The 14,668-nt window shown below is 34.5% G+C and carries 19 protein-coding genes and 1 riboswitch; of the genes, 1 reads left to right on the forward strand and 18 read right to left on the reverse strand.

Annotated elements, in window-relative coordinates; genetic code table 11:
* The 6 genes from thiE to NSS86_RS09350 all read right to left on the reverse strand — a co-directional run bounded on the left by thiE (nt 1) and on the right by NSS86_RS09350 (nt 4,797).
* Complete coding sequence (gene thiE / locus NSS86_RS09325; RefSeq protein WP_000483153.1) at nt 1-642, reverse strand: thiamine phosphate synthase; 642 nt, start codon at nt 640-642, stop codon at nt 1-3.
* A 1-nt stretch (nt 643) separates the two neighbouring features.
* On the reverse strand, nt 644-1,435 hold the full coding sequence (thiM, locus tag NSS86_RS09330; protein ID WP_001108483.1) for a hydroxyethylthiazole kinase: 792 nt from the start codon (nt 1,433-1,435) through the stop codon (nt 644-646).
* Nucleotides 1,419-2,249 carry a bifunctional hydroxymethylpyrimidine kinase/phosphomethylpyrimidine kinase gene (gene thiD, locus NSS86_RS09335; RefSeq protein WP_000594954.1) on the reverse strand — a complete coding sequence of 277 codons (831 nt, stop codon included), beginning with the start codon at nt 2,247-2,249 and terminating at the stop codon, nt 1,419-1,421. The genes thiM and thiD overlap by 17 nt, the downstream gene beginning before the upstream one ends.
* On the reverse strand, nt 2,242-2,931 hold the full coding sequence (gene tenA / locus NSS86_RS09340; RefSeq protein WP_000396077.1) for a thiaminase II: 690 nt from the start codon (nt 2,929-2,931) through the stop codon (nt 2,242-2,244). Before tenA ends, thiD begins: the two co-directional genes overlap by 8 nt.
* Nucleotides 2,932-3,010: 79 nt before the next feature.
* Nucleotides 3,011-3,113, reverse strand: a riboswitch (TPP riboswitch).
* A gap of 204 nt (nt 3,114-3,317) precedes the next feature.
* A complete protein-coding gene (gene sceD, locus NSS86_RS09345) occupies nt 3,318-4,013 on the reverse strand; it encodes a lytic transglycosylase SceD (protein WP_000752005.1) in 696 nt (231 codons plus the stop codon).
* 388 nt (nt 4,014-4,401) lie between these two features.
* Nucleotides 4,402-4,797, reverse strand: a complete 396-nt coding sequence (locus NSS86_RS09350) for a single-stranded DNA-binding protein (protein WP_000932694.1) — start codon at nt 4,795-4,797, stop codon at nt 4,402-4,404.
* Nucleotides 4,798-4,990: 193 nt separating this feature from the next.
* Here NSS86_RS09350 and NSS86_RS09355 point away from each other — a divergent pair, with 193 nt between their 5' ends.
* Nucleotides 4,991-5,431: a YwpF-like family protein gene (locus NSS86_RS09355; protein ID WP_000846746.1), complete on the forward strand. Its 441-nt coding sequence runs from the start codon at nt 4,991-4,993 to the stop codon at nt 5,429-5,431.
* Between the two features lie 58 nt (nt 5,432-5,489).
* Here NSS86_RS09355 and fabZ read toward each other — a convergent pair whose 3' ends face one another.
* The 12 genes from fabZ to atpB all read right to left on the reverse strand — a co-directional run bounded on the left by fabZ (nt 5,490) and on the right by atpB (nt 14,661).
* On the reverse strand, nt 5,490-5,930 hold the full coding sequence (gene fabZ, locus NSS86_RS09360; protein WP_000447678.1) for a 3-hydroxyacyl-ACP dehydratase FabZ: 441 nt from the start codon (nt 5,928-5,930) through the stop codon (nt 5,490-5,492).
* A gap of 33 nt (nt 5,931-5,963) precedes the next feature.
* Complete coding sequence (gene murA / locus NSS86_RS09365) at nt 5,964-7,229, reverse strand: UDP-N-acetylglucosamine 1-carboxyvinyltransferase (RefSeq protein WP_000358007.1); 1,266 nt, start codon at nt 7,227-7,229, stop codon at nt 5,964-5,966.
* A 110-nt stretch (nt 7,230-7,339) separates the two neighbouring features.
* Entirely contained in the window at nt 7,340-7,573 is a 234-nt protein-coding gene (locus NSS86_RS09370) for a DUF1146 family protein (RefSeq protein WP_000384523.1), read from the reverse strand.
* A gap of 131 nt (nt 7,574-7,704) precedes the next feature.
* Nucleotides 7,705-7,797 (reverse strand): hypothetical protein, encoded by a 93-nt coding sequence (locus NSS86_RS09375; protein ID WP_001790611.1) that lies wholly within the window; start codon nt 7,795-7,797, stop codon nt 7,705-7,707.
* A gap of 337 nt (nt 7,798-8,134) precedes the next feature.
* Nucleotides 8,135-8,539 carry a F0F1 ATP synthase subunit epsilon gene (locus NSS86_RS09380; protein ID WP_001094394.1) on the reverse strand — a complete coding sequence of 135 codons (405 nt, stop codon included), beginning with the start codon at nt 8,537-8,539 and terminating at the stop codon, nt 8,135-8,137.
* Between the two features lie 19 nt (nt 8,540-8,558).
* On the reverse strand, nt 8,559-9,971 hold the full coding sequence (atpD, locus tag NSS86_RS09385; RefSeq protein WP_000511135.1) for a F0F1 ATP synthase subunit beta: 1,413 nt from the start codon (nt 9,969-9,971) through the stop codon (nt 8,559-8,561).
* A gap of 21 nt (nt 9,972-9,992) precedes the next feature.
* Nucleotides 9,993-10,859, reverse strand: a complete 867-nt coding sequence (gene atpG / locus NSS86_RS09390) for an ATP synthase F1 subunit gamma (RefSeq protein ID WP_000157603.1) — start codon at nt 10,857-10,859, stop codon at nt 9,993-9,995.
* 30 nt (nt 10,860-10,889) lie between these two features.
* Nucleotides 10,890-12,398, reverse strand: a complete 1,509-nt coding sequence (gene atpA / locus NSS86_RS09395; RefSeq protein WP_000974881.1) for a F0F1 ATP synthase subunit alpha — start codon at nt 12,396-12,398, stop codon at nt 10,890-10,892.
* A gap of 21 nt (nt 12,399-12,419) precedes the next feature.
* Nucleotides 12,420-12,959 (reverse strand): F0F1 ATP synthase subunit delta, encoded by a 540-nt coding sequence (locus NSS86_RS09400; RefSeq protein ID WP_000241344.1) that lies wholly within the window; start codon nt 12,957-12,959, stop codon nt 12,420-12,422.
* Nucleotides 12,959-13,480: a F0F1 ATP synthase subunit B gene (locus tag NSS86_RS09405; RefSeq protein WP_000140679.1), complete on the reverse strand. Its 522-nt coding sequence runs from the start codon at nt 13,478-13,480 to the stop codon at nt 12,959-12,961. Before NSS86_RS09405 ends, NSS86_RS09400 begins: the two co-directional genes overlap by 1 nt.
* Before the next feature lie 197 nt (nt 13,481-13,677).
* Nucleotides 13,678-13,890, reverse strand: a complete 213-nt coding sequence (atpE, locus tag NSS86_RS09410; protein ID WP_001048816.1) for a F0F1 ATP synthase subunit C — start codon at nt 13,888-13,890, stop codon at nt 13,678-13,680.
* Between the two features lie 42 nt (nt 13,891-13,932).
* Nucleotides 13,933-14,661: a F0F1 ATP synthase subunit A gene (atpB, locus tag NSS86_RS09415; RefSeq protein ID WP_000349655.1), complete on the reverse strand. Its 729-nt coding sequence runs from the start codon at nt 14,659-14,661 to the stop codon at nt 13,933-13,935.
* Nucleotides 14,662-14,668 lie beyond the last annotated feature (7 nt).

Genomic DNA, 14,668 nt, shown 5'->3' on the forward strand with positions numbered 1-14,668 from the left:
CTAATTATTAAAAAAATCTTTGAATCGATTAACAGTCTTTTCAATATTTTCACTTTTAGAAATGGCTGAAATGACTGAAATTCCATTGGCACCTGCTTCTACAATCGGCGCCACATTATTAGTATTGATACCGCCAATAGCTACAATCGGTAGTTGCGGATTCATTTCTTTAAACGTTGCAATCATTTCTGGACCTACTGGTATATGCGCGTCATGCTTCGACGGCGTAGGATAGATTGGTCCAACACCTATATAATCAACATGAGTTAAATCAGATTTTGCATACTCATCTAAATCACTAATACTAAGTCCAATAATTTTATCAGTGAAATATTGTGCTATCTCTTTGACTTTCGCATCATCTTGACCGACATGTATACCATCCGCGTTAATTTCTTTTGCCAAGGATACATCATCATTAACGATAAAAGGCACATCATATTGATGACAGAGATGCTGTAATTCTTTAGCTAATACAAGTTTATCGTTTCCTTTTAAAGCTGATTCACCCTTTTCTCGAAATTGGAAAAGTGTAATCCCTGCCTTTAATGCTGCTTCTAATACTTCATGAATAGTTCGATGACTCGGAACATCGGAGGTCCCACAAATAAAATACACATTTAGATACGATTGGTTAAACATATTATTCCACCTCTTGAATACGAATCCGTTGTTGATAGGTTGTTTCATTTAAATGATATAACGTATCAAGCAACAATGGTGAAAACGTACCAGGACCACCACAATTTTCATTTTCAGCAGCTACCTCAGCAGCAATATTAAATACGCTTACCGCTTCAATTAACGCTTCTATGTCTGGTTCTGTTTCTCTAAATAAAAATCCAGCAATAACGCCTCCTAATAAACAACCAGCTCCAGTTACTCGTGCTAATAATGGAGATCCATTAGCTAATACGATGGCTTTATTATCTTGAACAATAACGTCCTCTTTACCTGTGATTACTATTGCAGTTTTATATATTGCGTAAGCCTTTTTCGCTATTGCAACCGCATCAAGATTAGCATCACTATCTGTACCTTTCATAGTTGCTGTATCATCAATCAACGCTAATATTTCAGATGCATTGCCTTTAATTACTGATACTTTCGCTGATTTCAATAATAATTTACAAAATTGCTTTCGATATGTAGAAGCACCAACAGCTACAGGGTCAAATACAATAGGTAAGCCTGCCTCATTTGCCGTTTGAGCAATCGCAATAATATCTTGTTCATTTTGTGCTGTTAAAGTACCGATATTGATTAATAGCGCTTGTGCAACTTTGTAAAATTCTTCAGCTTCTTCGGGAGCTTCACTCATGGCAGGGCTCGCACCAATACTTAATAAACCATTCGCTGTAAAATTTTTAACTACATCGTTTGTATAACAAATTGTTAATGGGTTTTCAATACGTATTTTATTTAGATAATTCATCGTCTAATCCCTCTTTCTTTAAATATGCAAAATGATTCACTGGTCCTCTACCACGGCCGATTTCAGGTGTATATTGTATACTCATTGAAATAAACTTTTTAGCCTTGTGTACAGCCTCAAATAATGGTCTACCTTTTGCAAGTTCTGCCGTTATAACTGCTGAAAATGTACACCCTGTTCCATGCGTATGTTTTGTTTTAAATCGTTCATTTTCAAATGTTTGAACACCTTCGTTAGTAAATAAATAATCTTTTGCTATATCAGTATCATTTGAATGACCGCCTTTAATGATGATACCTTTACTACCAATCTCATTAATAAAGATGCGGCCAGCCTGCATAATTTTTTCTTCACTATCAATGGTTAGTCCCGTTATTTCTTCAGCTTCTGGTAAATTCGGTGTTACTACGTCAGCTAATGGCAATAACGTATGCTGCAAGTTTTGCTTTGTGTCATTATCCATTAATGAATCACCGCTTTTCGCCAACATAACAGGATCAATTACATATGGAATAGATTCATGTTGCATTAAATAATGACGAATCGTTTCCATAGTATCTGCTGTAGCAATCATCCCCGTTTTAATAGCATGAGGTAAGGTATCATTGAAGACACTATCAAGTTGTTCATCTACCCATTGATGATTTAAATTATGAATATGTTGTACGCCCAATGTATTTTGAGCAACAATACTTGTAACGACGCCCATACCATATACACCACATGAATGAAATGATTTTAAATCAGCCATTACGCCGGCACCACCTGTTGGATCAGTACCTGCAATGGTTAATGCTATTTTAGGTTTAATCATTTACTTTTCCTCCAAATTCCCATTGTTCTAGTGTCATAGCCATATTGAAAAATCGACGCTCATGTATGCAACTTTCTAAAAATACTTGCTTTACTTGTTCCAATTCCTTGTCAGACATTGATTCGGCTAATTTATTCATTAATGCCTCAAATACGTTAATTATGTCATCCATTTCAGTACTATAAAAATCAAACCATTTTGCCGTATCTTTTTCTCTATTAAGCTTATGATCACTTTGAGAGCGCTTAGCTAATTCTGCATAAATATATGGACAAGGTGCCATTGCAGCAATTGTATAAATAGCATTTTCACGACTATGCGCTTGGAAATACATATGTTTTATGTAATGGTCGCCACTTGGAGGCCAAACTTTTGTTTTAATGATTTCTTCGTATGATTCACCAACAATTTGCGCTAAAATATCATGCGCAAGTACTTCACCTTCAACCATAAATTCTATTTGCTCTACTAAAAATTTTACGTCATTCATGCTATTCATTTTTGGAATTAACAAAGCATATAAGTTTGTAAATTCTTTTAAATACGCAGCATCAGCTTTTAAGTAATGGCGTAATGCGTCAGCTCCTATATCTCCGGATAACATCTTCTGAATAAAGTCATCCTCATAAATATCATTAATGATTGGCTTTGCAGCTTGGTACAATTTTTGTGAAAATTCCATTGTAAAAAATCCTCCCTAAATAAAAAAACTACTTCCAACATGAAAGTAGTTTGATGGCAATGTTGCTATACTAGCCCCATCACTTCAATAACTACTTTCCTACGTTGGTACTAACCAAATCAGGTCATAAGGGTCTGAACAATTCATCTCAGCCATATCATTAGGCTCCCCTAGTAGTTCCTTAGTATTCAATTGCAAATTAATCTTAGCAAACGGTTTCAACATTTTCAATTATTGTTGCTCAGTTGTATTATTATCTTTAAATAATAATTCTATAATGACGTATATTTGCGAAATAAAAAAGACCGGAACATATCGAGAATTCCCCGATATATTCCGATCTAAAAGTTACTTATATAACTATTGATTAGCTATGCATAAATGGCTTATGCAGTAACCCAATGTCCAGCGCCACCAGTGTTATATAATTTTACTGCTGCGGCATCTTGAACACTTTCAGGAGCATTTGCTGGTGATACACCTTTATATTTAGCAGGTGCTACTGAATCCCAAGTTGATTGTAAGAATTGATACTTACCAGCTGCACCTGATGTTGGATTTACAGCATGAATATTGCCACCTGATTCACGTTGAGCAATTTGTTTTAGATGAGCATTCACATTTACTGATGAACCTTCTGATGCTTTTGATTCAGTTGGTGTTGCAGTAACTTGTGAATTGTTTGATGTTGATGCTTGTGGTTGTTGAGTTTGAGCATTTTGTGGTGCTTCAACTTCTTGTGATTGTACTTGATTAGCTTGAACAGCTGATGGTTCAACATTATTAGTTGCAGGTGCTTGTGCACTCATGTTTGCTCCATTAGCACCTGTTGCATGGTAATTCCAAGCAAAGTGTGTACCATCTGATTCAAAGTGATAAGTAAACCCTTCATAGTCAAATGTATAATTATAAGCCCCAGCTTCAATTGGTTTTTGATTTAATGTTTGATCATTTGATTGCGCCATTTGCGCTAAAGATGCTTTATTTAAGTCCGCTTCACTTGCATGGGCTTCGTGACCTGCATTTCCTGCTACGATTCCTAAACCTACTGCTAATGATGATGCGAGTAATGTTTTCTTCATAATCTTAAAATCCTCCTACAAGTAATTTGTTTCTCTAAAAGTTTTACAGAGACTACTGTAACATCTATAAAATCCGTGCAGGTTACAACAAAATAAAAAAATAGCCTTGTTTTTTACACAGTGATTACAACGAAATCCCCCCTAATTTCAGATATGATTCTATCGAGAATTGTCATGACAGTAAAAATGTTTTTTATTTGCAATTTTTTATGTAATCGTTTTGCAATCTATGTCTATTTTCTATTAGAAAAACTACACAAAAAGACGACCTACACAACAGTACTAGTCATGTAAGTCGTTTTTAATTGAGTATATTTCAAGTTAATTAGATCTATAAAAAATTTAGGATGGATTAAATGTATATTAAGGATGTTTAGGATAATTGGATTTAAATTTCTAATAAGTCATGATTATCTATATTTTGAGAGTCAATATCTAAAATACTATCTGAGAGAATTTCATTATTTTGGGATTTAGGGGACATAAATTTTATTGTTTCAACATATAATTCAGTGACAAAGTGTGTTTGTCCGTCTTTATCATACTTTCTTGATCTCATTTGACCAGTTATACCAACCAATGTACCTTGATTAGTATATTTTTCTATATTAGAAGCTAACTTGCCAAATGCTTTACAGAATAAGTAATCACAGACGATTTCTCCATTTTCATCTTTATAATTTCGGTGCGTTGCAACACAAAACGTTGCAATTTTTCTATCCTCCTTTTCAAATATTTGTGCGTCTTTCGTCAGTCTCCCGACAATTACGATTTTATTTAGCATGTAGTGTGTGATTCACCTCCTATGCCTATATCTTAATTACTAGCTTAAAAATGGTCAAAATGGCAAATTTTATATAATTAATAGCTATAGCATCTCGTTATTTGTTATATTTAAAGAAATTAGTCATGAAATGACCTTAAATCTTCTAAATAATTCAAAAATCATAAATATTAAACTAATGGGATGTGGGAATATGAAAACTTTTAAAGCAGTAAGGTTTCAAATTGTGAATGAACACGGCAGAATTATAGAATATGAATTAGAAGATGGCGTAATAATTAATAAAGAGGAAAGTGGCACGGGTTGGTTGCTTGAAATTGTCATTTCTAATGAGCATTATGAAACATTTAAGGAATATCAAGACAATGAACAGTTATTGGATATTCGTGTCGTCATCACGCGTCCAGCCAATGATCCAGCTTTATTTGAATCTACTGTGAAAAGTATTAAAAATTTTAAAACAACAATGTCTATCGTATTTGAATGTCATATTTACACTTTACGTCAACAGTATGCTGAAAGTTTATTAGAACAACTTATTGATGATGGATTATCTGGTGAAGAATTAAAAAAATCATTTAATCGAATGATGCAGTCTAAACCAAAGTTAAAGGATGAAAAATTAGAAGAGTAAAATAAAAAACATTCAAAGATTATGCCAACACATTAAATCTTTGAATGTTTTTTTTGTTTTATTTTACATCTTGAATTGCAAATGTAAGTTCACAACTACAAGCAAGTTGACCATCGACAGTAGCTTTAGCATTACCTTTACCGATTGGTCCTTTAATTTTAGTGATTTCTACTTCCAACGTTAAAGTATCACCAGGTACTACTTGACGTTTAAAACGACATTTATCAATACCAGCAAATAAAGCGATTTTACCTTTATTTTCTTCACTATTTAAAATAGCTACCGCACCTGTTTGAGCTAACGCTTCAGTAATTAATACGCCTGGCATTACCGCATACTCAGGAAAATGCCCTTGAAAGAATGGTTCGTTTCCTGATACTTGTTTAATAGCCACACAACGTTGACCTTCTTCATATTCAACTACTTTATCAATTAATAAAAATGGCTGTCTGTGAGGTATAATTTGTTTAATTTGGTTATAATCAAAAATTGTTTCCATGGTTGAAATCCTCCATTATATTAATTTACTGAATTAATCGTTAATACGTTCAATGTCTGCACCTAATTGCTTCAATTTACCGTGTAAGTCAACATAGCCTCTATCTAGGTGCGTTAATTCAGTAACGCTTGTTTTACCATCAGCAACTAATCCAGCTAAAATTAAGGCTGCTGCTGCTCTTAAATCAGTCGCTTTAACTTGTGCACCTTGCAATTGACTTTTACCTTCAAGTTTAGCACTACGACCTTCTACATTGATATTAGCATTCATACGTTTGAACTCTGCAACATGCATAAAACGGTTTTCAAAAACAGTTTCGGTTACGACTTTATGACCATTTACCGTTAATAACAATGCCATCATTTGTGATTGCATATCAGTCGGGAATCCAGGATGTGGTAGTGTTTTGATGTCTACAGGTTGTAATTCCCCTTCAGCACGTACACGAATACCATCTTCTTGATAGTCCAATTCAACGCCCATTTCTTCTAGTTTATAGACTAAACTCGCCATATGTTCTTTGATTGCACCACGTACAAAAATATCACCACGCGTTATAGCACCAGCGATTAGTAATGTGCCTGCTTCAATTCTATCTGGAATGATAGCATGTTCTACACCATGTAATGATTCTACACCATTGATTGTAATTGTGTCTGTACCAGCACCAGTAATTCTACCACCCATTTCATTAATGTAGTTTGCTAAATCGACAATTTCAGGTTCTTTAGCTGCATTTTCAATTAAAGTCTTACCCTTAGCTAATGATGCTGCCATAATAATATTTTGTGTTGCTCCTACACTTGGAAAATCTAAATGAATTGATGTACCTTTTAATCCATCTTTAGCATTAGCATAAATATTACCATTTTCAAGATGAATTTCTGCGCCTAAAGCTTCAAAACCTTTAATGTGTTGCTCAATCGGTCTACTTCCAATTGCACAACCACCAGGCAATGCAACAATAGCATGTCCTAGTCTTGCTAAAAGAGGTCCCATAACTAAAATACTTGCACGCATTTTACTAACATATTCATATGGTGCCTCTTCATTTAGAGTCTTTGTTGCATCAACGACAACAGCATTTTCGTCCTTTTTGTATGTAACGTCAGCATTTAAAGTTGTTAATACATTATTTATTGTTTCTACATCACTTAAAGCTGGAACATTAACTAATTTACTCGGTTTATCAGAAGCTAATAAAGATGCTGTCAATATTGGTAATACTGCATTTTTAGCACCTTCTACTTTAACTTCACCCGTTAATTTATTTCCACCTTTGATTACTATTTTATCCATCGTAAATCCTCCACTTAGAACTCCTATTACTTTACATTTCCCTATTTTAAAATTATTTTAAGTCATTATTTAATTATATCTAGTTTTGATTACAAATCATAGAGTTAGACTTATTTTATTAAATATTTTACCTGCGTCGAGTATTGTAACAAATCTACAATAAAATTGCTTACTGCAGTGCCTAATAAAATAGCAACAAATATCATACACACTTGTAATTGAGTGGCGTATCCTTTTTTAAAAAATTGATCTAATCTAATTGATTGTAAAGCCCAATAGGCAATACAAATACATACAACATGTAACACTAAATGGATAACTGCATATTGTCCGATATAATCCATTTTATCACCTCATAAGATTACTGTATTACATTGTACATGAAAAATTTAAATAATGATACAAAGTTTAATACCCGTTTTTAGTAAAGTTTAAGCTAACTTACTATATAATTCTTTTTACATAAATATCATAACTATAAAATATCTTGGTATGAAAAAATGTAGATAATTTCAAAAAATGAAATGTCGACTGTAGATAGTGGTGAAGGAAATTTTGATTTTAGCAATCTATTAGTGATTGTAAAAAAGTAAAACTATTCTTGGGAGTCGGACATAAATCAATGTCTAGACTCTATAGTGTTGTATTTGGCAGTAGTTGACGGGGCCCCAACATAAAGAAATACTTTTTCTTTAAAAATTAGTATTTCTTATACATGAGTTTTACTCATGTATTCCTATTTTTAAATACACATTAGCTGTGTTTAATGATAAAGAACCACTACATCATAAATCTTTAATGGTTCTTTATCAATTCCTTCCCCCCTCTCATGTTTTGTATCTTTAAATCAATATAATTCAAAAAAGGGTCGAAGATATGAAATCACATCTTCGACCCTTTATTTACTATTTTAATTCAGCCACACGCAAACGGTTATTTGCTCTCTCTAAAGCTCTTTCGGCTCTATGAATATCAGTATTGTCGTCATCATTTTCCAAGTGAGACTCTGCTCTTGCTTTGGCTAATTTAGCTCTTTCAACATCAATTTCTCTTGCAGTTTCTGCAGTCTGAACAATGATTGAAACTTTATCTTTTCTAACTTCAACAAAGCCATCGCTTACAGCAATATATTCAGTTCCATCGTGAAATTTCACTTTTACAAAGCCTGTTTTTAAAGCAGCTACAGTTGGAATATGTCCACTCATGACACCTATCTCACCAGCTGTTGTTTGCATAACAACGAGTTCAACATTATCACGATTGTAAACAGAACCATTAGGAGTGACAATATCTAGGTTTAATGTATTCATTATCCATTCCTCCTAATTGTTATACTTCAACACCCATATCTTTAGCTTTTGCAATAACATCATCCATGCTACCAACTAAACGGAATGCATCTTCTGGAATATGGTCATATTTACCATCTAAGATATCTTTAAAGTTTGCAACTGTTGTCTTAACAGGTACATAAGAACCTTTTTGACCAGTAAATTGTTCCGCTACGTGGAAGTTTTGAGATAAGAAGAATTGAATTCTACGTGCGCGTTCAACTGTTTGTTTATCTTCATCAGATAATTCGTCCATACCTAAGATAGCAATGATATCTTGCAATTCACGGTATTTTTGAAGTGTTGATTGTACATCACGAGCTACTTCATAATGTTCTTGACCTACAATTGATGGTTCCAATGCTCTTGATGTAGACGCTAATGGATCCACGGCTGGATAAATACCCATTTCAGTTAATTTACGTTCTAAGTTAGTAGTTGCATCTAAATGGGCAAACGCTGTCGCAGGCGCTGGGTCAGTATAGTCATCGGCAGGTACGAATACCGCTTGAATAGAAGTAACTGATCCTTTTGTTGTAGACGTAATACGTTCTTGTAATTGTCCCATTTCAGTAGCAAGTGTTGGTTGGTAACCTACTGCAGAAGGCATACGACCTAATAATGCAGATACCTCAGAACCAGCTTGTGTAAATCTGAAAATGTTATCGATGAATAATAATACGTCTTGACCTTGTTCGTCACGGAAATATTCAGCCATTGTTAAACCAGATAATGCAACACGCATACGTGCACCAGGTGGCTCATTCATTTGCCCGAATACCATGGCTGTTTTCTTAATTACACCACTGTCACTCATTTCGAAGTATAAATCGTTACCTTCACGAGTACGTTCACCTACACCGGCGAATACAGAAATACCACCGTGCTCTTGAGCGATGTTGTTAATTAATTCTTGGATTAATACTGTTTTACCTACACCGGCACCACCGAACAATCCGATTTTACCACCTTTAATATAAGGTGCTAGTAAATCTACTACTTTAATACCTGTTTCTAAAATTTGAACTTCTGTTGAAAGTTCATCGAATGCTGGTGCTTGACGATGGATAGGATCGCGGCGAACAGAATCACTAATTTCTTCTTTAAGGTCAATTGTTTCACCTAGTACATTAAATACACGACCTAATGTTTCGTCACCAACAGGTACACTAATTTCTTTGCCTGTATCTTTTACATCCATGCCTCTTTGGACACCATCAGTTGAATCCATCGCAATTGTACGAACAACGTCGTCACCTAATTGCAGCGCAACTTCTAATGTTAGTTGTATTGTACCTTCTTCTTTAGGCACATCAATAACCAAGGCGTTATTAATTTTAGGAACTTCGTTATGTTCAAATCGAACATCAATTACAGGACCCATAACTTGAGTTACACGGCCAATTCCCATGCTATTTTCCTCCTTTAAATATTATTCAAGCGCTGCGGAACCACCAACAATTTCAGTAATTTGTTGCGTAATTTCTGCTTGTCTCGCTCTGTTATATTCTAATGATAAGTCATCAATAAGTTCAGTTGCATTATCAGTGGCATTTTTCATCGCAGTCATACGTGTTGCATGCTCACTTGCTTTTGCGTCTAATATTGTTCCGTAAATCAAACTCTCAACATATTGAGGCAAGATTACACTTAAGATAGATTCTTTATCTGGCTCAAATTCATAAGAAGACAAATGACCATGCCCCTTACTAGAATCCTCTTGAGATAATGGTAATACTTGTCTAGATGTAGGCTTGTTTTCAAGAACGCTGACATAATGACTATAGTATATATTTAATTCATCAATTTCTTCTTCACTGTATAAGTCTATAGCATGGTTAGCTAGTGCTTGAACAGATTTGAAAGAAGGTTGATCAGGTACGTCTACTTGAGAATACTCAATGTCATAACCTCTATTTTTTAGGAAATCAACACCTTGTTGCCCTAAAACTACAATACTGTATTCGCTACTATCTTGATGTTTCGCTTCAATATCAGTAATCAATTTTTTAAGCACGTTTGCACTATATGCACCTGCTAAACCTTTATCACTCGTGATAACTAAATATCCACTTCTAGTAATTTTACGAGGTCTTAGCATTGGATGGTTTGTATTGCTACTTGCCCCTGCAACTGCAGTAATTGCATCTTGCATTTTATCCATATATGGTGTGAATTGTTTTGTATTTTTTTCAGCTCTACGAAGTTTTGAACTTGATACCATGTTCATCGCTTTCGTAATCTGCTTCATTTTTTTGGTTGATTTTATTCGAGTATCTATTTCTTTAAGAGAAGCCACTATCTCACCACCTTATACTAAACTTGTTTATTATTCAGATTTGCTAAAGCTTTTTTTGAATTCGTTAATTGCTGTGTCAAACTTCTCAGCATCTGGTAAGCCACCAGTTTCTCTGATTTCATTTAACAGTTCAGTAGCATTTGATTCTGCCCAGTGGTTTAACTCGTCTTCAAAACGTGTGATATCTACAACTGGAATATCATCTAAATATCCTTTTGTTAATGCATAAATAATCAACACTTGGTGTTCGACTGGTAATGGTTTGTTTTGATCTTGTTTTAAGACTTCAACGGTACGTTTACCACGTTCTAATTTACTTGCAGTAAATTCATCAAGGTCTGAACCGAATTGTGCAAATGATTCAAGTTCTCTGTATGACGCTAAGTCAAGACGTAACGTACCAGCAACTTTCTTCATTGCTTTAATTTGTGCAGATCCACCAACACGAGATACAGATTGTCCGGCATTAATCGCTGGTCTTACACCTGAGAAGAATAAATCAGATTGTAAGAAGATTTGTCCATCTGTAATTGAAATAACGTTTGTTGGTACATAAGCTGAAATATCACCAGCTTGTGTTTCGATAATTGGTAATGCAGTAATTGAACCGCCACCTAAGTCATCGTTTAATTTTGCTGCTCTTTCTAATAATCTACTATGTAAGTAGAATACGTCACCTGGGTATGCTTCACGACCTGGAGGTCTACGTAATAATAATGATAACTCACGATAAGCTGCTGCTTGTTTAGTTAAATCATCATAAACGATTAAAACATGTTTACCGTTAAACATGAATTCTTCACCCATTGTTACACCTGAATATGGTGCAATATATAATAATGGAGAAGGTTCAGAAGCTGATGCTGCTACAACAATAGTGTAGTCTAAAGCGCCTGCTTGTCTTAACTTTTCAACATTTGCTCTTACTGTTGAATCTTTTTGACCAATAGCAACATAGATACAAATCGTACCTTGATCTTTTTGGTTCAAAATTGTGTCAATTGCAATTGTTGTTTTACCTGTTTGACGGTCACCAATGATTAACTCACGTTGACCTCTACCAATTGGTACTAAAGCATCAATTGCTTTGATACCTGTTTGTAATGGCTCATCTACTGATTTACGATCCATTACACCAGTAGCTTTTTTCTCTACTGGACGTGTTTTAGTTGTGTTAATCGGTCCTTGTCCATCAATAGGTTGTCCTAATGGATTAACAACTCTTCCGATTAGTTCTTCACCTACTGGTACTTCCATGATACGACCAGTACGTTTAACTTCGTCACCTTCAGTAATACCTGTATATGGTCCTAAAATAACCACACCCACGTTTGACTCTTCAAGGTTTTGGGCTAAACCAAGTACGCCGTTATGGAATTCTACTAGCTCACCAGCCATAACGTCATTTAATCCGTGAATTAATGCAATACCATCACCAATTTGTAATACAGTACCTACATCAGTTACGGACATTTCTGACTCATAATTTTCAATTTGTGAGCGAAGTAATGCACTGATTTCTTCAGCTTTTATGGCCATCTATGTCACTCCTCTTTATAATTAATTAACTCTTCTAAATTTTCTTTGTAATTGGACAAGATCATTTCTAACACTACCATCTAATACAGTTGTGCCGACTTTAACTCTAAATCCACCAATTAAATCTGGATTAATTTTTGTATCTACAATAACTTTAGATAACTTCGTTTGTTGAGTTACTAGTTTGACAATCTTATCTAACTCTTCTTGACTCAATTCATATGTTGACTCAATTGTTGCAAAATCTTGATTGTAGTGTCCGTTATATAAGCTTTGGAACGCCTTGAATACGTCAGCTATTAATGAGATATGTCTATTATCTGCTAACACGTACATCATATTTTTAATGTATGGATTAATGTCAGTAAATACACCATTAATCAACTCACGACGTTGTTCTGCTGTTTGAGTTGGATTACTGTCAACCATTTTCAATTGCTCAATTTTATCTTTTACTGCTTCATTTATAACTGTTAATTCTTCATTAATAGTCTCTAAATTATTTGTATCTAATGACACGTCAAATAATGCTTTAGCATACTTGTTAGCTACTTTTACCATTATTTATCGCCTGCCTCTTTTAGATACTTGTCAACCAATGCTTTTTGGTCTTGTTCAGAAATTTCTTTTCTAAGAACTTTAGAAGCAATTAACACTGATAGTTCAGATACTTGATTATTAATATCTGCAATGGCACGTTCTTTTTGGCTATTGATTTCACTTTGTGCTGTTTCAATCATACCGTTTGCACGTACGTTTGCTTCATGAATAATTTGTTCTTGCTGTTGACGTGCTTGAACCTTAGCATCTTCTAAAATCTTTTGAACTTCTTCTTGTGTTTCTTTAAGTTTTTGTTTATTTTCTTCTTCAAGTTTCTGTGCATTTAACTTAGCTTGTTCTGCGTCATCGATATCTCTGTTAATATCTCTTTCACGTTTATCCATTACATCTTTCAATGGACCCCATGCGAACTTTTTAAGTAACGCAAGTAACACGATGAAAGTTAGGACCTGTACAATCACAGTACCCCACTCAACGCCTCCAGCTGCACCAAGAACGAATAAGTTAGCTGTTTCAGTCACGGGTTCATGACACTCCTTTCATTAAAATAATCGCTAGTGTTATATAGAAAAAAACGACGAGGTTAGGACCTACTGAATTTATGCGATAGGCATGGTGCATTCATATCTCAACTATTTAATAAAGTTCAAAGATATTACTATATATGCATCATGAATTATGTCCTATGCGCTTTGTCCCGACCTCTTTTATCTGTTAATTATCCAGCAAATGTCATGAATGCAATTACTACACCGATGATAGGTAATGCCTCAACTAAACCTACACCAATGAACATGATACCCATTAATTGACCACGTGCTTCTGGTTGACGTGCTACACCTTCAACTGTTCTTGAAACGATTAAACCGTTACCGATACCTGCTCCTAATGCTGATAAACCAATTGCGATTGCTGCTGCGATTAAATTCATAATTTAATTTCCTCCTGTGATTGTATATAATTATTGAAATTTTTAGTGTTCATCTGCCACTTTATGTGACATATAAACCATCGAAAGCATAATAAAGATATATGCTTGGATTGTTCCTACAAATATTGAAAATGCTTGCCAAACAATTAATCCTGGGATACTAATAATCCAACCCCATGCTGGTTCGTTAAAGAATAAGCCAGCAAGTAATGTTAATAGTATCTCACCTGCAAATATGTTACCGTACAAACGCAGACCAAGCGTTAATGTTGAAGTGAACTCTTCAAAAACATTAATAATTGCCAATGGCCAAAACGGCTGTACATAACCTTTAAGATATTGTTTCGTACCACGCATTTTAATTCCATAAAAGTGAGTTAACAGTATTATCGTTGTAGACAACGTTAAAGTCACTGTTGCATCAGCTGTCGGTGATTTCCACCACAATGTGTGATCTTTCGTTACTATAGAAAACGGAAGACCTAACATATTAGCTATAAAAATGTACAGAATCAGCGTTACTGCTAAGAAGTGGAATTGACCACCTTTTTTCCAAGCCATGTTACCTTCAATGATTCCCCTCACGAAATCAAAAATCCATTCAACGAAATTTTGTTTGCCAGTTGGTCTTTTTTTCAAATTACGCGTACAAATGATAGCAAGTAGAAAAACAAGAAACGCCGTAACAAGTATCATCAATATACTTGATAAATTGAAAACGATATCAAAACCGAATAAATTCCAACTCACGAGCGGGGATTTGTGATCCATAATCTCA

This window comes from Staphylococcus sp. FSL W8-0056, from assembly GCF_037963075.1.
Lineage (GTDB): Bacteria > Bacillota > Bacilli > Staphylococcales > Staphylococcaceae > Staphylococcus > Staphylococcus aureus.